Origin of the sequence: Microbacterium testaceum StLB037 (assembly GCF_000202635.1) — a bacterium.
Classification (GTDB): Bacteria; Actinomycetota; Actinomycetes; order Actinomycetales; family Microbacteriaceae; genus Microbacterium; species Microbacterium testaceum_F.
This window is the reverse complement of sequence record NC_015125.1, coordinates 2,296,181-2,321,418: the sequence shown is the minus strand read 5'-3', so window position 1 is coordinate 2,321,418 and position 25,238 is coordinate 2,296,181. Positions and strand designations below refer to the sequence as shown.

Genomic DNA, 25,238 nt, shown 5'->3' with positions numbered 1-25,238 from the left:
ATGCCCTCGCGCGGGGGCGATCGCTAACACGGCGCGGGCACGTCACCGGCTGAGCGCGGAGCGCGACACGATGATCCGCTGCACCACGACGAACAGCAGCAGCAGGGCTCCGACCGTGATGCGCGTCCACGACTGCTCGGCGCCCGAGAACGAGATGATCGTGCGGATGAGGCCGTACACGAACACGCCGATCATCGAGCCGATCACGAACCCGCTGCCGCCGGTGAGCAGCGTGCCGCCGATGACGACCGCGGCGATCGTGTCGAGCTCGGTTCCCACGCCGTTCAGGGGGTACCCGGCACCGGAATACGCCGTCAGGACGATTCCGGCCAGACCCGCGCACACGCCGCTGATGACGTAGACCGACAGCTTCGTCCGGACGACCGGCAGACCCATGAGGCGAGCCGACTGCTCGTTGCCGCCGACCGCGTACACCGTGCGGCCGAACCGCGTGTACCGGAGGACGAAGGCCGCGATCGCGACGGTCAGCAGAGCGATGATCCCCGTCGGGGTGATGTACCAGCCGGCGAAGGAGAACCGCGTGGACTGCAGCCAGAGGATGCCCTCGTTCTCGACCTTGATCGACTCGAGGCTCACCACGAACGCGAGACCACGGGCGAGGAACATCCCGATCAGCGAGGCGATGAAGGGTTGCACGTCGAAGAACTGCACGAGGACCCCGATCAGCAGACCGATCGCGGCGCCGATGAGCACCATCGCGGGAACCGCCACGGCGACGGGGACCCCGTCGCCGAGGAGCTTCGCGCAGAGGATGCCGGTGAACGCCATGACCGCGCCGACGGAGAGGTCGATGCCCCCGGTGAGGATGACGAAGGTCATGCCCACGGCCAGCACCAGCAGGTACGCGTTGTCGAGGAGGATCGACGACATGATGCGCGGCAGCTGGAAGTTGGGGAAGTAGGCCATCGAGCCCGCGATCATGATGATCAGGATGGCCACGGCGGCGAACACCGGGACCCACGAGATGTGACGGCTGAGGAAGCGTCGGTACGCGCTGGTCGACGACGCGGCGCCGCGCTCCGGAGCGGTGAGAGTGGTCATCAGGACAGCACCTTTGCGTCAGGACGGCGGGTGAGCGAACGGGTGGCGGAGCGACCGGCCGTGTGGAAGAACGAGCGGAACCGCGGCGACTGCAGCAGCACCACGATGAGCACGGCCGCGGCCATGAACACCGGGCTGACCGCGGGCGGGACGCCGAGGAAGGTGATCGTGCTCTTGAGCGTCTGGATCGTGAAGACGCCGACCACGGTGCCCGCGATGCTGAACTTGCCGCCCGCGAGCGAGGTGCCGCCGAGGACCACCGCGAGGATGGCATCCAGTTCGATGTAGAGCCCCGCCGCGTTCGCGTCGGCCGCCATGATGTTCGAGCTGTAGAGGATGCCGGCGATCCCCGCGAGGGTTCCGCTGGCGATGTAGGCGCCCCAGATGATGCCGCGCGAGCGGACCCCGGCGAGGCGGCTCGCCTCGGGGTTGATGCCCACCGCTTCGGTGAGCATGCCGAGGGCGGTGCGACGCTCGAGGACACCGACGACGATCACGGCGACGATCGAGACGTAGAACGCGAAGGGCAGCCCCAGCACGTACCCCTGCGCCATGAACTGGTACGGGTCGCTGTTGATCGTGGTGATGAAGCCCTTGGTGATGAGCAGGGCGACACCGCGGCCGGCGAGCATCAGCACGAGCGTGGCGATGATCGGTTGGATGCCGAGGACCGAGACGAGGAAGCCGTTCCAGACCCCGAGCAGCAGGGCGGTCCCGACGGCGGCGACGATCGCGATCATCACGACCCCGAGGTTGCCCGGCTCGGGCGAGGCCTCGATGATCGTGAGCGCGACCGCGCCGGAGACCGCCATGATCGCGCCGACCGACAGGTCGATGCCGCGCGTGGCGATGACGAGCGTCATGCCGAGGGCGACGAGCATGAGCGGGGCGCTGTTGCGCAGGATGTCGATCAGCGACCCGTAGAGCTGACCGTTCTGCACCGTGATGCTGAGGAACGAGGGCCGCGAGATCGTGTTGACGGCGATCAGGGCGATGAGCGCCGCGATCGGCCAGACGAGGCGGTGCGTGAGGAACTTCTTCATGCGATCTTCTCCCGATCGGACGGCGATGTCTCGGAGTCGGCCTGGCCTTCGGCGATGTAGGCGACGAGACCGTCGAGATCGACGTCCTTCGTGGCCAGCTCGCCGATCTTACGACGGTCGCGGAGCACGGCCACGCGCTGGGCGAGACGCAGGACCTCTTCGAGCTCGGACGAGATGAAGATGACCGACAGGCCCTTCTCGGCCAGCTCGGCGACCTTGCGCTGGATGTCGGCCTTCGCGCCGACGTCGATGCCGCGGGTCGGTTCGTCGAGGATGAGCAGCTCCGGAGCGGTGGCGAGCCACCGGGCGAGCAGCACCTTCTGCTGGTTGCCGCCGGAGAGGTTGCGGATGAAGGCGTTCGGGTTGGCCGGACGCACGCCGAGGGCGGTGATGTACTCGTCCACGATCGCCTGCGTCTCGGCGGCTCCGACCTTGCGGAGGGCGCCGCGACGGGCCTGCACCCCGAGGATGATGTTCTCGGCCACGGTGAGGTCGCCGACGATGCCCTCGGCGCGACGGTCCTCCGACGAGAAGGCGATGCCGCGGTCGAGCGCGTGCCGGGGCGATCCGGTGCGCGCGGACGCGCCGCCCACCTCGAGGGAACCGCCGTCGGTGCGGTCGGCGCCCGCGATGAGACGCGCGAGCTCGGTGCGGCCGGAGCCGAGGAGTCCCGCGAGCCCGACGACCTCGCCCCCAAAGACCTCGAGGTCGACGGGCTCGAGGGCGTTCTTGCGGCCCAGGCCGACGGCGCGCAGCACCGGGGTCCCGGAGCGGTCGATGGGACGCTCGGCGCTGGCGGAGATGGCATCCAGTTCGCCGAGCTCTCGCCCGATCATCTTGGCGACGAGCTGCTCGCGGCCGAGCTCCTCGACGGGATACTCCCCCACCAGCGTGCCGTTGCGGAGAACGGTCAGGCGATCGGAGATCTCGTAGATCTGGTCGAGGAAGTGCGAGACGAACAGGATGGCGACGCCGCGGTCGCGGAGGTCGCGCACGACGCCGAAGAGCTGCTCGACCTCGCCGCGGTCGAGGCTGGAGGTCGGCTCGTCGAGGACGAGGACCTTGGTGTCGACGACCATCGCGCGGCTGATGGCGACAAGCTGCTGGATCGCGATCGAGTGGCTCGCGAGGATCGACCGGGTGTCGATGCGCACGCCGAGTCCGGAGAGATGACGACCGGCTGCCGCGTGGGTCGCCTTCCAGTCGATCATGCCCGCACGGCGGATCTCCTGACCGAGCATGACGTTCTCGCCGACGGTGAGGTTCTGGCAGAGGTTGACCTCTTGGTAGACGGTGGCGATGCCCGCCGCCTGGGCGTCGGCGGTGGCGCGGAAGAGCCGCTGCTCGCCGTCGACGCGGATGGTGCCGGCGTCGATGCCGTAGACACCGGTGAGGGCCTTGATGAGCGTGGACTTGCCGGCGCCGTTCTCGCCCATCAGGGAGTGGACTTCGCCGGGATAGAGAGTGAAGTCGACCCCGTCGAGGGCCTTCACTCCGGGGAAGGAGATGCTGATTCCTCGCATCTCCACCACGGCGGCCCGCGGGCTCGGGGCCGCGGCAGCACGTTCGGATGTCATGCTCGATCGCTTTCTGAGGTGCCGGGAGGGTGTGCGGGGCCGGAGTCGGCCCCGCACACCCGGGGAGGGAGGGATCAGTACTTGCGGTCGGGCAGAGCGGCCTTGGCCTGCTCCTGGTCGAACGCCTGGTCCTCGACGATGTAGCTCTTGTCGACGGACTCGCCGGCCACGACCTTCTTGACCACGTCGGCGACCTTGTCACCCAGCAGCGGGTTGCACTCGACGATGTAGTTGAACTCGCCGTCGGCCAGGGCCGTCATGCCGTCCTTGACCGCGTCGATCGTCACGATCTTGATGTCGGTGCCGGGCTTGAGGCCGGCGGCCTTGATCGCGTCGAGCGCGCCGAGGCCCATGTCGTCGTTGTGCGCGAACAGCACGTTGATCGTCGAGCCGTACTTCTGGAGGAAGCCCTCCATCACCGTCTTGCCCTCGGCGCGGGTGAAGTTACCCGTCTGCGAGTCGAGCACCTTGATGTCGGTGCCCGCGATGGCCTCGTCGAAGCCGGCGGCACGGTCGGTCGCCGCCGACGAGCCCGTGGTGCCCTCGAGGACGACCAGGTTGGTGGGCGTCTTGCCGAAGTTGTCGGCGACCCACTTGCCCGCGGTCTCGCCTTCCTTCTTGAAGTCGAGGCCGACCCAGCTGGCGTACAGGTCCTCGGGGGCCGAGACCGTGCGGTCCTCGAGGATGACGGGGATGTTGGCATCCTTCGCCTCCTTCAGCACGTCGTCCCAGCCGTCGGTGACGATCGGGGCGAGCACGATGGCGTCGACACCCTGGTTGATGAAGCTGCGGACCGCGGCGATCTGCGCCTCGGGCTTGTTGTCGGCCGCGTTGAAGATGAGGTTGAAGCCGTTCGCCTCGCTGAACGCCTCCTTCATCGACTCGGTGTTGGCGCTGCGCCACCCGCTCTCGGAGCCGGTCTGCGCGAAGCCGACGGTGATGACCTTGTCGTCGCCGCCCCCGCCACCGGCGTTGGTGCCGCCACCGGCGCAGCCGGCCGTGGTCAGAGCGATCGCGCCCACCAGAGCGAACCCGGCAAGAATCTTCTTCGCCTTCATGTTGAAACCTCCTCGTTTCGCCGGCACCGATGCCGGTTCATGTGATGCAGCCCCCTCGGGTGGGCTGGCTCCTGAATGTTAGCGCTCACACAATCGGTGCTGTCAAGGAATCTCCATGCCTCAAACGTCACGAATTGATAAATGTGAAGCTTCACAAGCGCGGTTCGCACAGGACGGTGATCGCTCAGAGCGTGTCGCCGTGTTGCGCTCCACGGTGCCCCCTCCCGCAGAAGCGCCTAGCGTTTGAGGTATGACTTCCCTTCCGCACTCCGACCCCGAGAGCACCCCGGCGATCGGCACCTCGGTCTCGGCGGACGACTTCAAACGCGCCTTCCGCGGGCACCCCGGCGGCATCGCGGTCATCACGGCCTACGGCGAGAACGGCCCCGTCGCGCTCACCGCATCGTCGGTCTCGTCGGTGAGCGCCGACCCGCCGCTGCTGATCTTCTCGGTCTCGGCGCTGTCGTCCGCGACGCCCACGATCATCGCCGCCGACACGATCGTCGTGCACCTGCTCGACGCCGAAGACATCGGCCTCGCCCGCACCGCGGCCACGAGCGGCCTCGACCGCTTCGCCGACACGTCGACGTGGTCGCGCCTGCCCACCGGCGAGCCCGTGTACCACGGCGTCCGCGCCTGGCTGCGGTGCAAGATCGTCAGCCGCATGGATGCCGGCGGCTCCACCGTCATCGCCGCCCAGGCCCTGCAGGTCGACGTCGAGCGCGACCTCGAACCGGGCGAGCCGGGCGCCGCGCTGGTGTACCACAACCGCACCTGGCACCGCCTCGGCGAGCACTCGCGGCTCGACTGACGCGGGTCCCTGCACCGCGCGCACCCCCGCACCGCGCCCACCCGCGCACGAGCGCCGCCGTCAGCTCGTGACGATCTCCACCACCGCCGCGCCGTCCGCGGGGGCGACCACGCGCGAGACGCAGCAGCACATCTTCGACCGCGCGTCCTTCTGGCGCTCGCTGTAGAACACGTCGCGGTGGTCGATGTCGCCCGAGAGACCCAGGACGCGCACCTCGCACAGGCCGCACTCACCCTTGCGGCAATCCCACATCATCTCGGCGCCGGCCGCCTCGAGAGCCTCGAGCATCGACTGGTTCGGGCGCACGCGCGCCTCGATCCCGCTCGCCGGGATCCGCACGGTGAACTCCTGCGCGTCGAACCACCCGCTGTTGCCGAAGGTCTCCATGCGGAGGTCCGCGATCGGGCGGTTCCGTTTCATCCACTCCCGACGGATGGCATCCATGAGTCGGATCGGACCGCAGACGTAGACCTCGGTGCCGGGCTCGATGCCGTCGACGAGCTCGGGGACGACCAGCGAGCTGTTCTCATCGCGCACGTGCAGGCGGAGGCGCTCGCCGTGCGCCTCGCGCAGGTCGTCGACGTAGGCCATGAGCGGGCGGCTGCGGCCCGCGTAGAGCAGGCGGTAGTCGGCCCCGCGAGCGCGCAGGCTCGCCGCCATGCCCACCATCGCCGTGATCCCGACGCCGCCGGCGATCAGCACGTACCGGTCCGCGCCGGGCCGGAGCGGGAAGTCGTTGAGCGGCTGGGTGAGCTCCAGGCGGTCGCCCGGCGCCAGAGCGTTCATGACGGCCGCGCCCCCACGACTCACCGGCGAGGTGTAGATGCTGAGGGCGATGCGGCGGCCCTCGTCGGTGGCATCCACGATCGAATACGACCGGCGGTCACGCTCGCCCGCGATCGTCAGACGCACGTCGATGTGCGCACCGGGGCTCACCGGGGCGGGGTCGTCGACCTCGATCTCGATGCGGCGGATCTCGGGAGTGAGAGGGCGGGATGCCACGACCGTGCCGCCCTGCCAGACCTCGGTCCGTGAGACCGCCACGTCAGCGCACCAGCTGGGCGCCGCGGCGCGGGGCCGGAGCGTGGTCACGCCCCTCGGCGAGCAGCATCCGCTCGAGGATCCGGCGCACCCACATGCCGCCGGCGTCGATGTTCAGGCTGTAGAACTCGTAGTCGGGGTTGGCGTCGATCGCCGCCTGCTGGGCCGCGAGCATCGCCTCGTCCTCGCCGAAGACGCCGTGCACGCCGTCGCGCAACTGCGTCGTGATGAGCTGGCTGTCGAGGCGATAGTTGCGCTGGAACGACCAGAAGTAGTGGCTCGAGCGCGCGGTCTCGGGCGTGATCGTGTTCATCACGTAGCCGTTGACGCCCTGCGAGCGGTCCCCCTCGGGTGCGCCGGTGCCGGCCTTGGCGACGCCTACGTCGATGCAGATCGTCGAGGGGGCCTCGAAGTGGATGATCTGCCACCGGTCGACGCGGCCCGAGAAGCCGGGGAACTTGTCGCGCATGTTCTTGAGCCAGAACGGCGGCGCCTCGATGTCGTGCATCCACCGCTCGACCGTGACGGTGGTGTCGGTGTGGCTGGTGACGAACTCGCTCTCGCTGAGCTCCTTCTGCCCGATGCTGCTCGAGTGCACGAACTCCTCGTGGGTCAGGTCCATGAGGTTGTCGAGGATGAGCTGGTAGTTGCACGGGGCGTGGATCGTGAGACCGTCGCCGGTCCAGGCGGCATCCGTCATCTGGTGCATGTCGGGGATGAGGTCGGGGTCGGCCAGCGCCGGGTCGCCCACCCACACCCACACGTAGCGGTACCGGTCTACGACGGGGAACGAGGGGACCAGCGCGCTGGGGTTGATGGTCTCCTGGGCAGGCATGCTCGTGCAGCGTCCGCGGGAGTCGTACGTGATGCCGTGGTACGGGCAGCGGATGTCCTCCGGGCCCATGAGGGTCCCCTGCGACAGCGGCGCGAGGCGGTGCCAGCAGGCGTCGGCGAGGGCGACGGCGCGTCCGTCCTCGGTGCGGTACAGCGCGAGGGGGCGGCCGGCGACCGTGCGCGCGAGGATCTTCTTGCGCCCCACCTCGTGATCCCAGGCGGCGACGTACCAAGCGTTGCGCGGGTGGTCGAGCAGCTTCGCGGTCACTGTCTCCGGCATCGGAACTCCTTCGTCCACTATCTATGGGGATAGTTATAGCCGAGAAGATACGGTGGAACCTGAGCATCCGCAAGCACTTTCAAGGAGTCGCCGATGAGCCTGCGGTACGCCCTCCTCGCCCTGCTGACCGCGCAGCCGATGACCGGGTACGACCTCGCGAAGGCGTTCCACGTGTCGGTCGGGCACGTCTGGCACGCTCCCGACTCGCAGATCTACCCCGAGCTCAAGCGCATGGTCGCGGACGGTCTGCTCGTCGACGAGCCGGTGCCGTGGGGCGAGAAATCGACGAAGACGCAGTACTCGATCACCGACGAGGGCGTCGAGGCCTTCCGCGCGTGGATGCTCGAGCCGATCGACTACCCGCGTGAACGCGATCCGGCACACCTGCGCGCCGCGTACTTCGAGTGGGCCGGACCCGATGTCGCCCGCCGCCACCTGCAGGAGCACATCGCCCACTACGAGTTGCGCCGCGCGCAGTGGCAGGCGCAGCTGGATGCCATCCGTCGCCGTTCGCACCCGATCGTGGCGCGCCGCCTCGCGAGCGACACCGAGCACGATCCGGACGCCATCGTCGCCTTCAAGGTCTTCACGTACGAGGGCTTCCTCGACCGCGCGGAGGGCGAGATCGCCTGGGCGCGGCACGGCCTGGAGCTGCTGGAGAGGCTGAACCCGGGGGCGTAGCGGTCAGTCGTCGGCGGGAAACGCCACCGCGCGCAGAAGCCGCGCCAGCTCGGCCCGGTCGGCGCCGGACAGCCCGACGTGCGCGCGCCGCTCCCCCGCCTCGACGTCGGCGGACGCACGGCGGTACACCTTGCGCCCCTCCAGGGTGGCGGCCAGGACGTTCGCGCGTCGATCCCGGGGGTCGGGCTCGCGGGTCACGAGACCGCGGCGCTCGAGATCGTCGATCAGCGCGACCACCTGGCTGGGGTCGAGGCGCAGGAACGCCGCGAGCTCGCGCTGCGAGGGCCGCCCGCCGGTCGCGGCGAGCGCCAGCACCGAGTAGGACCGCACCTTCAGCCCGTGCGCCGCGAGCGCCTCGTTACCCGCCGCCTGCGACACCGCCGAGGCGCGCGCGAGCAGGAAACCGAGGTCGTCGGCGAGGGGGGCGTGCTCCAGCCGCGACACCTCGCTCGCGTCTTCGCCCGTCGCGGTGCTCATGGCGTCAGTGTAGCGAAAATCAATCATTGACTTATTCAACGAATGGATGCCACGATGGCGGCGACACAAAGGAGTTCACCATGTCGCTCACCGGCAAAGTCGCCATCGTCACCGGTTCGGGACGCGGTCTCGGCCTCGCGTACGCCCAGGAGCTCGCCCGACAGGGTGCCGCGATCGTCATCAACGACGTGGATGCCACCACCGCCGACGCCGCGGCGAAGACCATCGTCGATGCGGGCGGACGCGCGGTCGCCGTGGCCGCCCCCGTCGGCCCGACCGAAACCGCCGACGCCCTCGTCGCGGCCGCGGTCGAGAACTTCGGCCGCCTCGACATCCTCGTCACCAACGCCGGTGTGCTGCGCGACACCGTGCTCTGGAAGATGAGCGACGACGACTTCGACACCGTCATCGGCGTGCACCTGCGCGGCACGTTCACCACCGTGCGGGCCGCCGCGACCTACATGCGCCAGAACGAGATCCCCGGGCGCATCATCTGCATCGGCTCGCCCACCGGCCAGCGGGGCAACTTCGGGCAGACGAACTACGCGGCCGCGAAGGCCGGCATCGTCGGCATGGTGCGCACGTGGGCGCTCGAGCTCAAGAAGGCCGGCATCACCGTGAACGCGGTGATCCCCGTCGCCGCCACCGCGATGACCGCGACGGTCCCGTACTTCGCCGCCGCCGTCGAGGCCGAGGCGGCGGGCGAGCCGATGCCGGCGTTCTTCCGGCACGACCTGGGCTTCGGCACCTCGGACGACGTGGCCCCGCTCGTGGCCTATCTCGCCTCGGGTGCCGCCGCCGGCGTCACCGGTCAGGCCATCGGCGTCGGCGGCGACCGGCTCCAGCTGTGGTCGCACCCCGAGCCCGTCGCGACGGCCTACCGCGAGGGCGGCTGGACGTTCGAGGCTCTCGAGGACGGCTTCGCCGAGGCCGTCGGAGAGCTGCAGAGCGTCGGCGAGCGATTCCCGGCGCTCCCCGCCGACCTGCAGCGCCCCGCGCCCACCGCCTGACGGTCATGACCCGCTACGAACCCGCCATCGATGTCGAGGCGTTGACCGCGATCGACGTGCACGTGCACGTCGAGATCGACGGACACGGACACGCGTCGCTGCCCGACGACCTGGCGGCGGCCGCGAGCCGCTACTTCGCCGTCGACGCCGGCCGCCCCGACCTCGACAGCATCGCCGAGTACTACCGCGAGCGGTCGATGGCGGCTGTCGTCTTCACGGTGGATGCCGAGAGCCACCTCGACCACCCGCCGCTGTCGAGCGCCGACATCGCCGCGGGGGCCGCGCGCCACAACGACGTGCTCATCCCCTTCGGCTCCGTCGACCCGAACCGCGCCGACGCCGTCGACCGGGCACGCCGACTCATCGAGGACTCGGGAGTCCGCGGGTTCAAATTCCATCCCACCGTGCAGAACTTCGACCCGAGCGACGAGCGTCATCACCCCCTGTACGACGTGTTGCAGGCGGCCGGCGTGGTCGCCCTGTTCCACACCGGGCAGACCGGGATCGGCGCGGGGATGAAGGGCGGACGGGGCCTGAGGCTCGGCCTGTCGAACCCGATGCTGCTCGACGGCGTCGCGGCCGACTTCGGAGACCTGCAGATCATCATGGCCCACCCCTCGGTGCCGTGGCAGGACGAGGCGATCTCGGTCGCGACCCACAAGCACAACACCTGGATCGACCTGTCGGGCTGGAGCCCGAAGTACTTCCCGGAACAGCTCGTCCGCGCCGCCAACTCGTTCCTGAAGAGCCGCATCCTCTTCGGCTCCGACTTCCCCCTGCTCACCCCCGACCGCTGGCTGCGCGACGTCGAGCAGACCGCCCTGAAAGCCGAGGTGATGCCGGGGATCCTCAAGGACAACGCCGCGCGCCTCCTCGGCCTCTCCACCCCTCCCAAGGAGCTCTCATGACCACCACCATCGCCTACGACGACATCGCGGGCCTCGCCGGCACCGACCTCGGCTGGTCGGACTGGCTCGAGGTCACCCAGGACCGCGTCGACCTCTTCGCCGACGCCACCGACGATCACCAGTGGATCCACACCGACCCCGAGCGCGCGAAGGACGGCCCCTTCGGCGGTGCGATCGCGCACGGCTTCCTCAGCCTGTCGCTGGCCGTGAAGTTCTGGACCGAGCTCCTGGACGTCACGGGCGTGACCACCAAGGTCAACTACGGCCTCGACAAGGTGCGCTTCATCTCGCCGGTCGCGGTGGGCTCCCGCGTGCGGATGAACGCCGTCATCGCCGAGATCACCGAGATCGCCGGTGGCTACCAGCTCGCCGTCGACCAGACGATCGAGATCGACGGCGGCAGCAAGCCCGCCGTCGTCGCGCGCGGCCTCTACCGCTTCTACGCGTGAGCCGCCCGGGGCCTGTCACACGCAGGCCCCGGACACCGCCACCACCCCGCGAGACCCGCACTCGAAGAAGAGACCGCGCATGAGAACCCAAGGACTCGGAGCCTGGCTCCCCCGCCGCCGGCTGCGCTCGCCCGACAAGACCGCCGTGGTGTTCGGCGAGAACCAGCGGTTGACCTACCGGCAGCTGGCCGACCGCGCCGAGGCGGCGTCCGCCGTCCTCGTCGAAGAAGGGATCGGGGCGGGCGACACGGTCGCCTTCCTCGGCGAGAACAGCCCCGACTTCCTCGTCACGCTCTTCGGCGCGGTGCGTATCGGTGCCGTCTTCGTGCCGGTCAACACGCGCCTCGCCGGACCCGAGATCGCCCACGTCCTCTCCGACAGTCGCGCCCGTGTGCTCGTCCACGACGCCTCGTTCGATGACCGCCTCGACACCGTCGACGCCGGGCTCGCCCACCCGCCGCACCGCCTGCGCACGGGAGCCTCCGGGCGCCACGGCGAACCGGGCTTCGACCGGAGGATGGATGCCGCGACCCCGGCGCCCGCGCTCGTGATCGCCGAACCCGACGCCCCCGCCGCCGTCGTCTACACCTCGGGCACCACCGGTCGCCCGAAGGGCGCGGTGCTCACGCACGAGAACCTCACGGCCGTGGCGGTGAACACCGTCATCGATTACGACGTCGTGTCCGACGACGTCGCCCTGATGATCTCGCCGTTGTTCCACGTCGCCTCCCTCGGCATGGGCGCCCTCCCCGTCGTCCTCAAGGGCGGAACGCTCGTTCTCGAGAAGGGGTTCGAGGCCGGCCGCGCGCTCGACCTCATCGAGCAGCACCGGGTGACGATGATCTCCGGCGTCCCCACGACCTTCCAGCTCATGGCCGACCACCCTTCCTGGGCGAGCACAGACATCTCGAGTCTGCACACCCTCACCTGCGGCGGCTCGGCCGTGCCCGACCGCATCCTTCGGGCCTGGGAAGAGCGCGGCCTGTCGTTCTCGCAGGGCTACGGCATGACCGAGACCTCCCCCGGCGCGACCTCCCTCGCCCCGCACATGACGCGGGCCAAACAGGGCAGCGTCGGTCTGCCGCACTTCTTCACCGAGGTTCGCGTCGTGGACGACGAACGCCGTCCCGTCCCCGCGGGCACCGTGGGAGAGATCCACGTCAGCGGCCCGAACGTCTTCGTCGGCTACCTCGGCCTCGACGACGCCACACGTGCGGCGAAGACCGACGACGGCTGGTTCCGCTCCGGCGACCTCGGCTACCTCGACGCCGACGGCTACCTCTACATCTGCGGCCGGTCGAAGGACATGATCATCTCCGGCGGCGAGAACATCTACCCGGCCGAGGTCGAAGCGCTGATCTCCGACATCCCCGGCGTCACGGGCGTCGCGGTCATCGGCATCCCGGACGACCGATGGGGCGAGGTGCCCCTGGCCGTCGTGACCGTGGCGGAGGGCGCGGAGGTCGACACCGCCGTCGTGCGCGCCCACCTCGACGGGCAGGTGGCACGGTACAAGCTGCCCAAAGAGGTGGTCGTGATCGACGCCTTGCCGCGCACGGCATCCGGCAAGATCGTCAAAGCCGAACTGCGCGAGCGCTTGGGCCGCATCTCCGCCTGACGCGGCCCCGGCGCGACGGGTCAGCCGTCGACGTGAGCCGTCTCGGCGGGGCTCTGCGCGGAGTGGCCGCCGCGCTTCGTCAGGCGCGTGATCCCCGTGATCACGGCGACGATGACGAGCCCGATCGCCAGGCCGAACACCGCCGACATCGCCGTCTCGACGATCCAGACGATCACGGGTCCCGCCGCTTCGATCGCGTGCGTCACGACGTGAACGAGGTCGTACGGGCCCGCCCACAGCGTCTCGGCGAGGTTCTGCAGCAGGAGATGCCCGCCGACCCAGAGCATCGCCACGGTGCCGACGATGCTGATGACGCGGAACACCGCCGGCATGGATGCCACGACCCGCGCGCCGAAGCGCCGGACGCCACGCGAGGGGCTCTTCATGAACCGCAGGCCGATGTCGTCGATCTTCACGAGCAGCGCGACCGCGCCGTAGACCACGAGGGTCATGGCGAGGCCGATGATGAGGAGCGCACCCAGCGTCATCCAGATCCCGAAATCGGGGTCGAGGCTCGACAGGGCGATCAGCATGATCTCGGTGCTGAGGATGAGGTCGGTGCGCACCGCACCGAGCACGAGCTTCTTCTCGTCGCGGGGGCCGTCGTCCTCGTGCTCCGCGTGGTGGACCCCGAACCACTCGAGCACCTTCTCGGCGCCCTCGAAGCAGAGGAAGGCGCCACCGACGATGAGGAGGTACGGCAGCACCATCGGTGCGAACGCCTCCAGCAGCAGCGCGATCGGGATGATGATCACGTACTTGTTGATGATGCTGCCGAGCGCGATCTTCCACACGACGGGAAGCTCGCGCGCGGGAGTGAGGCCCTGGACGTACTGCGGGGTGACGGCGGCGTCGTCGATGACGACACCCGCGGTCTTCGCGCTCGCCTTCATGGCGGCGCTGAGGATGTCATCGACGACGGCGAGTAGACCGACAGACATGGGGGTTCTCCGGGGGTAGAGGAAGGCGACGAGGAGTCTTCAGCGAGGATATCGGCGTCGATGACACGGAGGGGCGCGCTGTGGACAGCGCGCCCCTCGTGCTCCGGGTGTGGAGCGGGTCAGGCAGGAACCGGCGCGGAGGGGGCCGAACCCAGGGGCGGCTCCCCACTCACCGGCTCCGCAGGGAGCGGCGGCGCGGGTTCTTTGCGCGCGACATGACGCCAGATGAGTGCACCGGCGATGATGCTGAGCGCCCATCCGACGAGCTGCGCGAGGATTCCGACCAGGGCGTTGCCCGTCAGCGCGATGACCAATGCCGCCGAGCCGTCCCACGCCCCGTGCAGGACCGCCACGCCGACGTAGGTGGCGACGACCAACCAGGAGAGACGGAAACGCCCCTTCTTCGCCGCCGCGCTGAAGAGCGCGGCGCCGAAGAGCGCGCTCCAGAGCACGTGGCAGAACGGAGCGAGGAGACCACGCTGCGCCGCTTCGCCGGCCGCCGCGATGATGGGGTCTGCGCCCGTGAACTTCGAAGAGATGTAGTACATGGTCTCGAGCACGGCGAACCCGAGTCCCACCGCACCGCCGACGAAGAGGCCGTTTCGCGTGGTCTTCGCGAGCTTCCATCCCACGACCACGATCAGCAGCCCCTTGCAGAACTCCTCGACGAACCCGGCGAGCGCGAGGGTCACGACGGGAAGGTCGTCGATCCTCGGCTGAGGCAGCTGCCCGACGAGGGTGTCGAACGTCGCGGCGACGGTCAAGGCGAGTGTTCCACCGATGACCGCCGCGACGATGAGGTTCACCGCGGTGATGCTGTCGGTCGTGCGCAGGCGATGCACCATGATCCAGAAGATCGTCGCCGGGACGAGCGCCGCGCCCACGAAGATCCACGCCGGCACCGCGGCGAAGTTGCGCAGCAGGTGCAGCACCACGATCCCGAGGTAGAGCCAGACCGCCACCCCGCCGAGGAAGAACCACACCGTGTGGGTATGGCGGTGTTCGCGCCGTCGGGGCGCATGTCTGTGTGTACGAGTGGTGTGCTTCTCTGCCGTGGTCACGGCTCTCCCCCTGTCCGGAACGCCCAGCGCGCCCTGGATCAGAGTGTGGCAGAGCGCGAGGCCCCGACACGCGAGCACGCCGGGGCGCGGTCCCCGGTCGAGGCCCGGGTGGCATGTCGGGAAAACCCGAAGAACCTTTCCGGACAGCTCCCCTGACGTTCCGGCATCCCGTCCCTAGCGTCGGACGCGTGATCTCCCCTTCGCGCACGAAAGCCGTCCCCGGGATGCCTCCGGCGGGACCGTTCCTCGGCACTTTCGCTCTCATCGTCCTGCTCGCCGTCGGAGCGGCGACCGCGCCGGTCTTCCTCGGCGCGGACCCCGGCTACCTCACCGGTCTGACCTTCGTCATGCAGTGGGTGCCCTTCGTGACGGTGGTCGCCCTGCACGCCGCTTTCCGGGCGCAAGGCCGGGATCAGGCGAAGGGTCTCAGCGCATGGTCGCTCTCCGCGGCCCGAGTGCGCGGACACGGTGGAGCGATCACACGTGGTTCCTTGCTCGCTCTCGGCGCACTCGTCATCGCGTGCATCGCGCCGATCCTCATCGCCGGTTCCCTCGGCTTCGTCGACCTGCGCTGGGCCGACGGCGCGGCGACGGCTGTCGCCCTCACCCTGCCGGTCGCCGTGCTGTTCATGATCCCGGTGGCCGGGGAAGAGCTCGCGTGGCGCGGCTACCTCACGACGCTGTTGTCACCCCGGGGTTTCGCGACGACGACCGCGGTGATCGCCGTGCTGTGGGCCGTCTGGCACCTGCCCCTCACCCTCGCGTATGCCGTCGCCGGAGACCTCGCGCCGCGCGACGTGGTCTCGAAGACGGTCGATCTGCTTCTCGCCGCGGTCCTCGTCAGCGCCCTGAGGTACCTCTCCTCGAGCGTCTGGCCCGCCGTCTTCGCGCACGCCCTGTTCAACAACCTCTTCCAGATGGCGCAGTACAACTTCATGACTCCCCTGTCGGAGCTGCCGGAGGGAAGCTACTGGGGATACATGGCGGTGTCGTGGGCCACCTGGATCGTGATCGACGCGATCCTCGTCCTCGCCGTCTTCCGTTCCACGCGGGGGCGGCTCCGCCCCGCGTTCGGTCGGACGCACGACCGGTAGGACGCGACGCCACCGATGCCGGCGTCCCGAGGAATTCGCGGGACACCGGCATCCACTCGGCTAGCCGCGCATCGTCCACCTCTGCGCAGAGGCACCGTTGCAGGTGGAGAGCTGCAGGGGCGCGGAGTTATCGGTGCGACCACCCGTGGTCGCGAGGCAGAGGCCGGACTGCTTCCCGGTGATCGTGCCCGTCGCGTTCACCGTCCACTTCTGGTTGTCCTGCCCGTTGCAGTCCCAGATCGTGACGACGGTGCCGTCGGTGGTGCCGCGGTTGTACGCGTCGAGGCACTTGTTGCCGTAGACGCGGATCTCCCCGGCGGGAGTGTACGTCCACCGCTGGTTGGGGTCGCCCTTGCAGGTCCACAGCGCCGGCTGCACACCGTTCTGCGTCTGCGAGCCGGGGACGTCCACGCACTTCTGCGAATCGGTCTGGACCACCAGGGCGCTCACCGGCGTCGTCTCCTGCGAGATCGGGAAGCTCCACCGCTGATTCGAGGCTCCCGAGCACGTCGACAGCTGCGCGGGAGCGCCGTTGTCGGTCCGCGAACCCGTCAGCGCGAGGCACAGGTTCGAGGACTTGCCCACCAGGGTTCCATTCGCCGCGAGTGTCCACTTCTGGTTGGCGGCGCCGCTGCAGTCCCAGATGATCACGCGGGTGCCGTCGGTGCGGCCGTCGCCGGCGGCATCCAGGCACTTGTTTCCGTACACGCGGATCTCCTGTGCAGCCGTGTAGGTGTACCGCTGGTTGCCCGAGCCGCTGCAGTCCCACAACGCCGGCTGCGCACCGTTCTGCTGCGACCCGCCCGGCACGTCCAGGCACCGGCCCGAGTCGAGGTGCGTGAGGGTCTGGTTCCGGGGAGCCGGAGCCGTCCGCACCACGGTCGCCGCGGAGGTCGAGGCGATCGAGCCGTTGGAGTTGACGATGAACAGCTTGTAGTCGCCCTGGGTCTGCGGAGCCGCGATTGACGTCGCATCGCCCGCGGCCGAGGTCATGGTCGCCCCCGTCGCGAACTGCGTCGTCCCCGCCGGGGCCAACCACTGCCTCTTCGACGAGTCACCCACACCGCGCACCGCGATCGACGCCGTGCCGTCGGGCACGAGAGCACTGGCAGGCAGCGAGTAGTCCGCCGTCGTCGCGAGCGCTCCGAGGATGTCACGGTACGGCGCCTGGATGCCGGACCCCGCCGCGGCGGAATACGCCTCCAGCGGCCACACGAAGTCCGACACCACGCGGATCGGCTGCACGTAGCTGTTCGGGATGTTGCTGTCGAAGATCGAGTTCGTCGGCCCGAACGTGTTCAGGATCTGCAGGTCGTGCTGCCGTCCCCACGTGCCCGAGTTGATGACGTACGCGATGCCGGGGTCGGCCTCGACGACGTTGTCGTTGTAGGTGATGTTGGCCGAGCCCTCGTCGGGGTGGAGGCCGTAGGTGTGTCCGGGACGGATGCCTTTCATGTAGTTGTTGCTGATCGTGCTCCCGCGCTGGTTGCCAAGGGTGTAGAGCGGACCCGAGTCGTTCAGGAACCGCATCGTGTCGCGGATCTCGTTGTACTGGATGCTGTTGTTCCGGGCGACGAGCGACGGGTTTCCGGGCGAGTTCGACCCGCTCGTGCCGTCGAAGTTGCCCCAGCCCCAGCCCATCGAGATGCCGGCCCACGAGGTCTTGTCGATGAGGTTGTGCTCGATCGAGACCGTGTCGAGGAAGTATCCGGTGATGGCCGCCGAGCCCCAGAAGAGCACGGCGCTGTCAGAGATGTAGTTGTTGCGCACAGAGATGTTCTTGGGCGCGCCCTCGACCGCCGGAGCGTAGTGCTCCTTGTTCGTCGACGTGCCGTCACCGATGAACACGTGCTGCGGGTCGCCGACGTTGATCGCCGAGCCGCCGATGTCGTTGGTCACGTTGCCGTCGATCGCCGAGTCGACCACGTCGTTGACGAACTGGATGCCGTCAGCCCCGGTGTGCTCGACACGGTTGCGCACGAAGGTGATGCCCGCCGCGCTGTTCACCTCGACCGCGCCCGGCTGCACCTGGACGTTGCGGTACGTGTAGTCGTGGAAGTTGCCCTTCACGTACGCCAGGTTGGTCAGGTTGCCCTGCTGCGCCTGTTTGAAGGACGACCCGTCGATCTGAGTGAGGTTCCAATCGGAGTGGGCGAACGTGATGCCGGTGAAAGTGACATCGTGCACGCGGTCGGACGTCGAGTTGCCGTTCACCGCCAGGATCGTCTCGACGTTGTTCGGCGCGACCACCGACGCGGTCGACAGATTGGTGCTCGAGTCCTTGTAGACGTAGACGGTCTTCGCCGCGCGGTCGTAGAAGAACTCGCCGGGCTGGTCGAGGAACGCGTATGCGTTCGACAGCGTCTGCCCGCCCGTGGCCTGGAAGTTCCCGTTGAAGGCACCGGAGGCGATCGCCGCACCCGGCTCTTGGAACTGCAGGACGCGCTGGGATCCATCGCTGGTCGTGGTCACGGCGCGGACGCCCGTGATCGCCGTGGTCCACGTGGTGGCGGTCATCAGCTCGAGGTCGCTCTGGTTCGACGAGATCGCGGGCACGTCGTTCAGCGAATACGTCGCGCCGTCGCACTGGCTGCCCGACTCCCACGCCCACGACGCCTGACCGGCGGTGACGTTGTACGTGCCGAAGCATCCGGTCGCGTTCACCGACTTCGACGCCATGGTGAAGCGCGCGCCGTTGACATACAGCGCGCGTAGCTTGTCGGCGCGGTCGAGCGGGGCTTTCCAGATGTTGCCCGATTGCTGCGTCCACCCCGTGACCGGGACCCCGCCATCGAGGACGGGAACCTCGTTCGGGTAGGCGGAGTAGATGACACGGTGGCCGTTGCTGCCGGAGTCCTGCGTACCGAACTGGATCGTGCTCCCCACGGGGTACGTGCCCCCGCGGAGGTAGACGGTGATGTCGCCGCTCATGGTGGAGTTCATCGTCCGCACGACATCGCGCGCGTGCTGGAGCGTGGCGAACGGCGCGTTGATCGAGCCGTTCGCCGAGTCGCTGCCGTTCGGCGCGACGTAGAGGGCGGCGTCCGCCGCGGAGGCGGCGGGGGCGACCGCGGGCACGGTGGCGACAGCGGCACCGGCGACAACCGCCGCAACGACCGTTCGCACCGCCCAGGCGCGCCACGAGGAGAGGGATCGCTCGACATTGAGCATGGATGGGGGCCTTCCGATTGGGGGAACCCCGCGTCGATGCGGGGCCTCGGACGCGAACATCATACATATGACCATCACTCCTCTCGCAAGGAATTTCTGTCGGGGGGCACACCGCGGATCTCGAAGAGAACGTCCGGCGATGCGGGCGCGGACGAACGGATCGCCGGCCTGCATCCAGACCGCCTGCGCCTTCCGAACCCGGGAGCGCCGCGCCGCGCGGGATCATCGCGAAACGAGAAAAGCCCCGGCGAACCGGGGCTTTTCTTCAGTGCGGACCCGACGCAGTGGCTTTCCAACCCCTCGTGGGAGACGCAGCGACTGTTGGAGTGGGTGGCGCGACGACGAAGCGAAGGGTCGGACCGACGACGCACCAGCGAAAACTAGCGGGGAGTTGCTTCGCGCTATTTCAGAACCCGAAGACCCAAGAAACTCACATGTCAGAGAGGGGTGACCTTACTGGCGGCTATGGCGTCTTTTCAGCCGTTCGGGATAGGCGCATAGTAGGGAAGTATGTCGTTGAACCATCGCCGCGCGGTGCAGGGAGCAGAATCCATCTTTGGATCATCGGCGCGGACAGACGCTAGTCCGTCGCGACACTCTGAATCGACCCACGCGTTCCTGAGTCGGGTCGCGGGGCCGGTTTGGGATCAGTGCCGAAGCCTCATCGATCGATGGCTGGCCTTGTACCCGGTCGAGGGAAGGACAACAATCGCCTCCCGGCTGCAATCAGACGACGATTGGGTATTCACGTCCGCGTTCTGGGAACTGTACCTGCATGAGATGTACCGGCGCGATAATTGGACAATCGCCGTCGAACCGCCGGTCGATGGAGTCAACACTCGCCCAGACTTTCTCGTCTCTAAAGGCGAAACGGCGTACTACGTGGAGGCGAGATGCTTGTTTTCACGTGGAGACCGTGGTGCGGCCGCTCGGCTTCAATCCGTATACGACTCGCTGAACACGATGGATAGTGGGGCGTTCCATCTCGCCGTCACTCCTATCAAGATCGGCAGTCAATCTCCACCTACTGGCAAACTTCGCCGGGGACTTGAATTGTGGCTCGCGGGCCTCGACCCCGACGCGGGTGACTTCTCTCTACAGGACGATCGTCCTGATCGACGCTTCGAATGGTCATGGCAGGATTGGGAGCTCGTGTTTTTTCCGATGCCGCGGGCGGCCAGTGCAAGAAACTCCCCAGCCAAACGTGCACTCGGAGCCTTCATTCCAGCAGAGGCCGCCTTCATCGACGACATCAGCCCTCTTGAAGAAGCGCTTTCCGAAAAGGGATCGAAATACGGCAGCCTGGATCATCCACTCGTGATTGCCATCAACACCACGAGCGGCTTCCATGATGAGGAGGACACAACGCAAGCGTTGTATGGCCGGATCGGATGGCGCATCGACGTCGAGGACCCCCAAGCCGAAGCGACGCCCGTTCTTGCAAATGAGGGCTACTGGGGTAGACCCGGTCGACCGGGGCATCCACACGTCGCAGGCCTTCTGCTCGCCGAGGGTATCCACTACAGCCAGGTGAGCAAGTATGCTCCAACATTTTGGCCGAACCCGTACGCCTCCGAAACAATCGAACCGCTCTCCAACTGGAAGGTTGCACAGCCGACTGCCCAAGGCATGGAGTACCGACGCCCAACGCAACTACCGCATCAGTACTTCGGGCTGGAGGAGGGCTGGCCGATCGGCGATCCGTTCCCTCGGTGTTGAGCGAATCCCTCGCAATCGACCCCTCGCTGTCCTCACCGGCCAGCCCGTTCCTAAGCTAGCTCTGAATGGAACATGAGCCCAACCCAGGCGGGGCGCCTAAGAACTTCACGCCGACCTCCCCAGGGGATGCGCCGGATCAGGATGTTCGTCCTCCCAAGGCTCGGGGACGTGGGGCAGCATTCGAATCGAGACGTGTGTGATTCCCTCTCCACCGAACTCCGCGAAGTCCATCTGACGAACCGCGTCGCGCACAACGGATTTGATCACGCCAGCTACTCCCGATTTGGTTTTCACGACCAGTTCGGTTTGGGTGGCAAGTTCAGCGAGCCCGAGATGGTCGTAAAGCAGACCTCGAAGGGAGGGATTTACGTACTCCGCTTTCACGATTCGGATCACTTCGGACCAGAAGTTATTCGAATCGGAGGCGCTAATTTCAGGGGAGACGTCGTCCGAACTTTCCTCACGATGCGTTGTGATGAGAGGGTAGGGCACGGACAAGAAAACCCACATGCTCGGAAAGAATGGCGCAATCGCCCTCAGCGTTGCCGTATCTTCGTCATTCAGCGCAAATCCGTGTTGGATCATCGGCAGGACATCGACGAGGCGGTCTACATACGGCTCGTGAAGCCTGTCGGCTATGAAGCCGAGCTGAAGGACACTTGTCTTTTGCTCAAACAGTGCGACGAACAGCCTTGACACCGCCTTGTGGTCAAGTTCTCCGGGTGGCAGCAAACGCAGTTGACTACCTACCCCCGCGCAGAAGGGCTCCTTTTCAAGAGCCTGCACCTCCTCGTCGAGCGCCGGATCATCGCCCATGGCAGGCGTCCTATCGTGAAACAGGTCGTCGAGGAGCGAAACACGGATCGCATGCCGCGCCTCCAGTTCAGCTTCCTCCGTTTCGCTGCCGACGAGATTACCGCTCAGCGATGCCAGCAACGCCGGCGTCAAGGCCGCGAGCTGCTGGGTGATAAGACTCTCTCCTTGTCCGGTGAAGACAGAATATGAGCCGTCATCCCACCTAGCTGCCCAGTAGTACGCTCCCGCGTAATAGGTCACGTCTAGGTCAACCGGCACGCGCCCGAGCCGATTTGCGAGAGCGTCCCTCACAGCGCTCGCGTCCGAGAGCTCCCTACGCGCGATGGCACCGTCCGAGACATCCCGGCCCTCAATCACAAAAACCGCGGTATCCGTCTTCGCCAGTTGTGCGTAGCTCCCGGCCACGTTCCCGTTGACACCGTTCAGCGCGACCAAGATGCCTATGGTGCTCGAATTTTCCGCACGCGCAAGGTGAAGCTTGCCCAGAAACTTATGCCACGTCGGCATACTCAACGGGCTCGCATACGCCTTCGCTTCACACATCATAGGCGTCGACTGCGTGTGAGAGAGGACAGGGGACTCCCGAATCGCGGACACATCAATCTCGTTGCCACCGGCAGTTACGAGATTGCGACGAATACTTGAATACCCCTGAGAAAGAAAAATCGAAGCGACCAATGCTTCCAGCTGCGCGCCCTTGTCGTCTGCCGTAGCACCCAAGATGATCATCGCGACTCCAGTTTCGAGGTGGTAGCGGTCAATCTGAACCGAGTCTGGCCGATCGTGCGTCCAGGCGCGATCCCAAACCAGGTTGGCGCTCTGCACCCTCCGACAGTCCGCTGACCCGCGCCTTTGCCAACACCAACCGCGCAGCCATCACGCATGGCTTGACACGACTCGACGAACGTCTCATAGTCAACCCCGCAGATGGGGGACCAGTCGGCAGCGTCAGATGTCGGAGCCCTCTACCAGACTGTCAATGAAGCGGCCTTCGGCCAGATGGGGGACTACAAGCATGGACGACGAAGAGGCCTCGCTGCGACGCGTCAAGTTCTATGGAGCGCACGATCTGTCTACCGGGTGGCAGACACCTCGCGTCGCTGAGATCATCGAGAACTTCGATCCCGATAATCCGCCGAGAGATACACAGGACCTCCTCGAACTGTTCAACGTCGAGCAGTACTTGGCCGCGAACATACTGCCGCCTGACTACAGCGAGGTCGAGCAAGCGAGCGCCTTAGCGAAGCTACCCAAGATTCGCGGCGCGATCGCACGGCACTTCTCTAACCTTGATGAAGGTAGCTTCGCCCAAGCCATCCAGGGTGTTGATTGGCAGTTCCTCGATGATCTACTCGACCTACTCGGACGCCACGGGGTCTTCCAACGATGCGATAGCACGGTTGCCCTGCCCGCGCTGGCTGGGGCACACATCCACGTCGGCCACATGCTCGGCCATCAGGCTCTTGTAAAAGCCTACGACGGCGACCTGACAGCCCTATTGATCAGCTCGCCCTCCAACGCCGAGATCATTATACGAAAGCATATCGAGAGAGCTTCGAGGAGTTCGACATATATTCCCTCAAGTCTCTCCACGGCACAATCGCGAGCACTACTCGAAAGTTACATCGATAGCGACGAGGCTAACCCAAATTTCGTCAAGCTAGTCCGGGATGCCCGAACAAATACCTCGATCGGACTCGACGCCAAGTTGAAGCTTCGCGCGAAACGCAGGTACGAAGCCATGACTGAAGCGATGTTCGCGGAGAACAAAGGAGTGAGAACAGGCTACGGCATAGGACTTTCCGAGGATCAGAAGGAACCGGTCGAGTATGAGATAAGCGAAGAGGACGGCTGGTCTGTTCACTATACCTACAGCGTTGCGTGGCTCGAGGAGACCCTCGACAAACCAAGCATCCTGAACAACTTCATGCATCTCTTCGAATTCACCGATGATCAGGTTCTTCTGAATTTACCTTCATACCCCAACCAGATCAGCGCAATCGAGGGGATACTTGGAACGAAAGGGAAGGATGACTACTCGATCGGAAATGCATTCCGACTTGTTGACACCCTCACCTTTCTGAGACTTCGTGCGTACCTCCAGTTTCTCGAGTCAAAGGATGTGTACATAGAGGACGTAATCCAATGGTTCTTCGAAGACTACATCGTGAAAGAATTCGGGGCAGAGAACTTCTCCTTCACCCCATCGGATCAGGGCGCGTCGTACCTGTCGCGAGCGCGCCAGTTGTTCGCAGAGATGGAAAGCGTCGCCAATCAGTTTGACTTGTTCGCACAGGAAGGCGCCCTGGATCGTGATCTTCTTTCAATCAGTGGCGATCAGGTTCGATACAAGGAAATCGCTAGCCTCATACCTGAGAAGTATGCGTACCCGATAAAGGAGAGTGCAGTCTCAGGTACTATGTTTCAACTGTTCTCAGATCAGTCACACATTGCCTACATCAGCGAAGAGCTCAAGGCGAGAAGCGCAGAGAAGCTGCTCACTAGAAACATCGTGTCTTACGATGACTTCCGACCATACCAGCATCACGTGATCGATTTTCTTATCGAGAACGGCGTGATCGAGAACACTGGCCCGCGAGTACAGATCACCAATCGCCCTCTCCTGAATATTCTGCGCTCGTTCTACGACAAAGAGGCCGTGAGTATTCATCATCTATCGATAGCGGGACAGAAAGAAGTCGAGCGCATGGTGGAGAAGGGGTGGGCTACCGTGGGATCGAGTTTACTGACGAGCCCAGAAGGAACGTACTTCAACTACTTCTTGAACACATTGGAGCACGGGAACGGACCCAAGCTTCGAAACAAGTATCTGCACGGGACCCAAGCAAACGGCGCAACAGAGAATGAACACGCGACTGCGTACACACACGCTCTACGACTCTTAATTGCGTTGGTCATCAAGATGAACGATGACTTTTGCCTACATGCTGAGACTTCAAAGGGTACTCAGCCATAGAAGCTTCAACGCAACGCTGAGCGGTCGGGGCTAAGGAGCTGAACGCGCTCCGGATCTCAGACGTGTGCAGCGTTGTACGCTTCCACGATGCTGGCGGCAACCCGTCCCCGGTCACTCACGGTGTGGCCGTTGGTACGAGCCCACTCGCGGATCGCGTTGAGGTCGGCCGGGCTGGTTGATCGGCTACGTCGAGGGCTCCCTGAGCGCGACGGCGATCCAATGGAACGAGCAGCGTCAACGTACGGAGCGAGCGCGGTGTAGAACTTGTCCGCGTTCTTGTCCGACAGGTCGATCTCGTAAGAGCGTCCGTCGGCCGCTCCCGACGCGGAGCGACGTCTCCTGAATCAAGGCCTCTTCAAGAAGGTGTTCATCGCAGAAGACGGGTCGGTCGAAGAGGCCGAGGTACAAGACCTGTTCGCAGGCATCCTGTCGCGGGACGAGATGGTGTCAGTGGAGGAGCGGGAGAAGGTGGTTGTGCCCGTCCCGCAGCAAACGGGTGAGACCGTCTCGCCCGACGGACCCGATGGACGCCTAGTACCTGCCACTGAGTGGGGAACGCGCCCAGAACGGCGCTGGAGCCCTTCTGCGGTACTTCTCAGCACTCAGACGG

General features: G+C 66.3%; 20 protein-coding genes and 1 pseudogene. 9 read left to right on the top strand and 12 right to left on the bottom strand.

Annotated elements, in window-relative coordinates; genetic code table 11:
* Positions 1-42: 42 nt before the first annotated feature.
* The 4 genes from MTES_RS10485 to MTES_RS10470 all read right to left on the bottom strand — a co-directional run bounded on the left by MTES_RS10485 (position 43) and on the right by MTES_RS10470 (position 4,740).
* Complete coding sequence (locus tag MTES_RS10485) at positions 43-1,062, bottom strand: ABC transporter permease subunit (RefSeq protein ID WP_013585228.1); 1,020 nt, start codon at positions 1,060-1,062, stop codon at positions 43-45.
* Positions 1,062-2,105, bottom strand: a complete 1,044-nt coding sequence (locus MTES_RS10480) for an ABC transporter permease (protein ID WP_013585227.1) — start codon at positions 2,103-2,105, stop codon at positions 1,062-1,064. The genes MTES_RS10485 and MTES_RS10480 overlap by 1 nt, the downstream gene beginning before the upstream one ends.
* A complete protein-coding gene (locus MTES_RS10475) occupies positions 2,102-3,682 on the bottom strand; it encodes a sugar ABC transporter ATP-binding protein (RefSeq protein ID WP_013585226.1) in 1,581 nt (526 codons plus the stop codon). Before MTES_RS10475 ends, MTES_RS10480 begins: the two co-directional genes overlap by 4 nt.
* A 74-nt stretch (positions 3,683-3,756) precedes the next feature.
* Positions 3,757-4,740 (bottom strand): ABC transporter substrate-binding protein, encoded by a 984-nt coding sequence (locus MTES_RS10470; RefSeq protein ID WP_013585225.1) that lies wholly within the window; start codon positions 4,738-4,740, stop codon positions 3,757-3,759.
* A 250-nt stretch (positions 4,741-4,990) separates the two neighbouring features.
* On the opposite strand from MTES_RS10470, the gene MTES_RS10465 reads away from it, so the two are divergent.
* Positions 4,991-5,551: a flavin reductase family protein gene (locus MTES_RS10465; RefSeq protein ID WP_013585224.1), complete on the top strand. Its 561-nt coding sequence runs from the start codon at positions 4,991-4,993 to the stop codon at positions 5,549-5,551.
* 60 nt (positions 5,552-5,611) lie between these two features.
* Here MTES_RS10465 and MTES_RS10460 read toward each other — a convergent pair whose 3' ends face one another.
* Together MTES_RS10460 and MTES_RS10455 are read right to left on the bottom strand one after the other, a co-directional pair.
* Positions 5,612-6,595 carry a PDR/VanB family oxidoreductase gene (locus tag MTES_RS10460; protein WP_043362677.1) on the bottom strand — a complete coding sequence of 328 codons (984 nt, stop codon included), beginning with the start codon at positions 6,593-6,595 and terminating at the stop codon, positions 5,612-5,614.
* Between the two features lies 1 nt (position 6,596).
* The gene (locus MTES_RS10455) at positions 6,597-7,706 is read right to left on the bottom strand and encodes an aromatic ring-hydroxylating oxygenase subunit alpha (RefSeq protein ID WP_013585222.1); all 1,110 of its coding nucleotides are present in this window, start codon (positions 7,704-7,706) and stop codon (positions 6,597-6,599) included.
* Positions 7,707-7,799: 93 nt separating this feature from the next.
* Here MTES_RS10455 and MTES_RS10450 point away from each other — a divergent pair, with 93 nt between their 5' ends.
* Entirely contained in the window at positions 7,800-8,387 is a 588-nt protein-coding gene (locus tag MTES_RS10450) for a PadR family transcriptional regulator (RefSeq protein ID WP_013585221.1), read from the top strand.
* Between the two features lie 3 nt (positions 8,388-8,390).
* Here MTES_RS10450 and MTES_RS10445 read toward each other — a convergent pair whose 3' ends face one another.
* Entirely contained in the window at positions 8,391-8,864 is a 474-nt protein-coding gene (locus MTES_RS10445; protein WP_043361309.1) for a MarR family winged helix-turn-helix transcriptional regulator, read from the bottom strand.
* Between the two features lie 80 nt (positions 8,865-8,944).
* Here MTES_RS10445 and MTES_RS10440 point away from each other — a divergent pair, with 80 nt between their 5' ends.
* The 4 genes from MTES_RS10440 to MTES_RS10425 all read left to right on the top strand — a co-directional run bounded on the left by MTES_RS10440 (position 8,945) and on the right by MTES_RS10425 (position 12,849).
* On the top strand, positions 8,945-9,874 hold the full coding sequence (locus MTES_RS10440; RefSeq protein WP_013585219.1) for an SDR family oxidoreductase: 930 nt from the start codon (positions 8,945-8,947) through the stop codon (positions 9,872-9,874).
* A gap of 5 nt (positions 9,875-9,879) precedes the next feature.
* Positions 9,880-10,782: a 4-hydroxyphenyl-beta-ketoacyl-CoA hydrolase gene (locus tag MTES_RS10435; protein WP_013585218.1), complete on the top strand. Its 903-nt coding sequence runs from the start codon at positions 9,880-9,882 to the stop codon at positions 10,780-10,782.
* Entirely contained in the window at positions 10,779-11,231 is a 453-nt protein-coding gene (locus tag MTES_RS10430; protein ID WP_013585217.1) for a MaoC family dehydratase, read from the top strand. The genes MTES_RS10435 and MTES_RS10430 overlap by 4 nt, the downstream gene beginning before the upstream one ends.
* Before the next feature lie 79 nt (positions 11,232-11,310).
* Complete coding sequence (locus MTES_RS10425) at positions 11,311-12,849, top strand: acyl-CoA synthetase (protein ID WP_013585216.1); 1,539 nt, start codon at positions 11,311-11,313, stop codon at positions 12,847-12,849.
* 20 nt (positions 12,850-12,869) lie between these two features.
* Here MTES_RS10425 and MTES_RS10420 read toward each other — a convergent pair whose 3' ends face one another.
* Together MTES_RS10420 and MTES_RS10415 are read right to left on the bottom strand one after the other, a co-directional pair.
* Positions 12,870-13,790: a DUF808 domain-containing protein gene (locus tag MTES_RS10420; protein WP_013585215.1), complete on the bottom strand. Its 921-nt coding sequence runs from the start codon at positions 13,788-13,790 to the stop codon at positions 12,870-12,872.
* A 119-nt stretch (positions 13,791-13,909) separates the two neighbouring features.
* A complete protein-coding gene (locus MTES_RS10415) occupies positions 13,910-14,773 on the bottom strand; it encodes a PrsW family intramembrane metalloprotease (RefSeq protein WP_013585214.1) in 864 nt (287 codons plus the stop codon).
* 266 nt (positions 14,774-15,039) lie between these two features.
* Between MTES_RS10415 and MTES_RS18500 the strand changes: the two genes are divergently transcribed.
* Positions 15,040-15,945 (top strand): CPBP family intramembrane glutamic endopeptidase, encoded by a 906-nt coding sequence (locus MTES_RS18500; RefSeq protein ID WP_158309750.1) that lies wholly within the window; start codon positions 15,040-15,042, stop codon positions 15,943-15,945.
* 60 nt (positions 15,946-16,005) lie between these two features.
* Here MTES_RS18500 and MTES_RS10405 read toward each other — a convergent pair whose 3' ends face one another.
* Entirely contained in the window at positions 16,006-19,116 is a 3,111-nt protein-coding gene (locus MTES_RS10405; protein ID WP_013585212.1) for a ricin-type beta-trefoil lectin domain protein, read from the bottom strand.
* Positions 19,117-19,797: 681 nt separating this feature from the next.
* On the opposite strand from MTES_RS10405, the gene MTES_RS19325 reads away from it, so the two are divergent.
* Positions 19,798-20,835, top strand: coding sequence for a hypothetical protein (locus MTES_RS19325; protein ID WP_013585211.1), 1,038 nt, complete (start codon positions 19,798-19,800; stop codon positions 20,833-20,835).
* A 105-nt stretch (positions 20,836-20,940) separates the two neighbouring features.
* Here the strand turns inward: MTES_RS19325 and MTES_RS10400 are convergent, their stop codons facing one another.
* On the bottom strand, positions 20,941-22,476 hold the full coding sequence (locus MTES_RS10400) for a hypothetical protein (RefSeq protein WP_013585210.1): 1,536 nt from the start codon (positions 22,474-22,476) through the stop codon (positions 20,941-20,943).
* A gap of 190 nt (positions 22,477-22,666) precedes the next feature.
* On the opposite strand from MTES_RS10400, the gene MTES_RS10395 reads away from it, so the two are divergent.
* Positions 22,667-24,628, top strand: coding sequence for a hypothetical protein (locus MTES_RS10395; protein WP_013585209.1), 1,962 nt, complete (start codon positions 22,667-22,669; stop codon positions 24,626-24,628).
* A 56-nt stretch (positions 24,629-24,684) separates the two neighbouring features.
* Here the strand turns inward: MTES_RS10395 and MTES_RS18875 are convergent.
* Positions 24,685-24,930: pseudogene (locus MTES_RS18875) on the bottom strand (histone-like nucleoid-structuring protein Lsr2); the annotation flags it as partial.
* Positions 24,931-25,238 lie beyond the last annotated feature (308 nt).

What these genes read in the sequence shown, in the direction of transcription:
- MTES_RS10485 (WP_013585228.1), bottom strand. Translation starts at nt 1,062, where the DNA reads ATGACCACTCTCACCGCTCCGGAGCGCGGCGCCGCGTCGTCGACCAGC.
- MTES_RS10480 (WP_013585227.1), bottom strand. Translation starts at nt 2,105, where the DNA reads ATGAAGAAGTTCCTCACGCACCGCCTCGTCTGGCCGATCGCGGCGCTC.
- MTES_RS10475 (WP_013585226.1), bottom strand. Translation starts at nt 3,682, where the DNA reads ATGACATCCGAACGTGCTGCCGCGGCCCCGAGCCCGCGGGCCGCCGTG.
- MTES_RS10470 (WP_013585225.1), bottom strand. Translation starts at nt 4,740, where the DNA reads ATGAAGGCGAAGAAGATTCTTGCCGGGTTCGCTCTGGTGGGCGCGATC.
- MTES_RS10465 (WP_013585224.1), top strand. Translation starts at nt 4,991, where the DNA reads ATGACTTCCCTTCCGCACTCCGACCCCGAGAGCACCCCGGCGATCGGC.
- MTES_RS10455 (WP_013585222.1), bottom strand. Translation starts at nt 7,706, where the DNA reads ATGCCGGAGACAGTGACCGCGAAGCTGCTCGACCACCCGCGCAACGCT.
- MTES_RS10450 (WP_013585221.1), top strand. Translation starts at nt 7,800, where the DNA reads ATGAGCCTGCGGTACGCCCTCCTCGCCCTGCTGACCGCGCAGCCGATG.
- MTES_RS10445 (WP_043361309.1), bottom strand. Translation starts at nt 8,864, where the DNA reads ATGAGCACCGCGACGGGCGAAGACGCGAGCGAGGTGTCGCGGCTGGAG.
- MTES_RS10440 (WP_013585219.1), top strand. Translation starts at nt 8,945, where the DNA reads ATGTCGCTCACCGGCAAAGTCGCCATCGTCACCGGTTCGGGACGCGGT.
- MTES_RS10435 (WP_013585218.1), top strand. Translation starts at nt 9,880, where the DNA reads ATGACCCGCTACGAACCCGCCATCGATGTCGAGGCGTTGACCGCGATC.
- MTES_RS10430 (WP_013585217.1), top strand. Translation starts at nt 10,779, where the DNA reads ATGACCACCACCATCGCCTACGACGACATCGCGGGCCTCGCCGGCACC.
- MTES_RS10425 (WP_013585216.1), top strand. Translation starts at nt 11,311, where the DNA reads ATGAGAACCCAAGGACTCGGAGCCTGGCTCCCCCGCCGCCGGCTGCGC.
- MTES_RS10420 (WP_013585215.1), bottom strand. Translation starts at nt 13,790, where the DNA reads ATGTCTGTCGGTCTACTCGCCGTCGTCGATGACATCCTCAGCGCCGCC.
- MTES_RS10405 (WP_013585212.1), bottom strand. Translation starts at nt 19,116, where the DNA reads ATGCTCAATGTCGAGCGATCCCTCTCCTCGTGGCGCGCCTGGGCGGTG.
- MTES_RS10395 (WP_013585209.1), top strand. Translation starts at nt 22,667, where the DNA reads ATGGACGACGAAGAGGCCTCGCTGCGACGCGTCAAGTTCTATGGAGCG.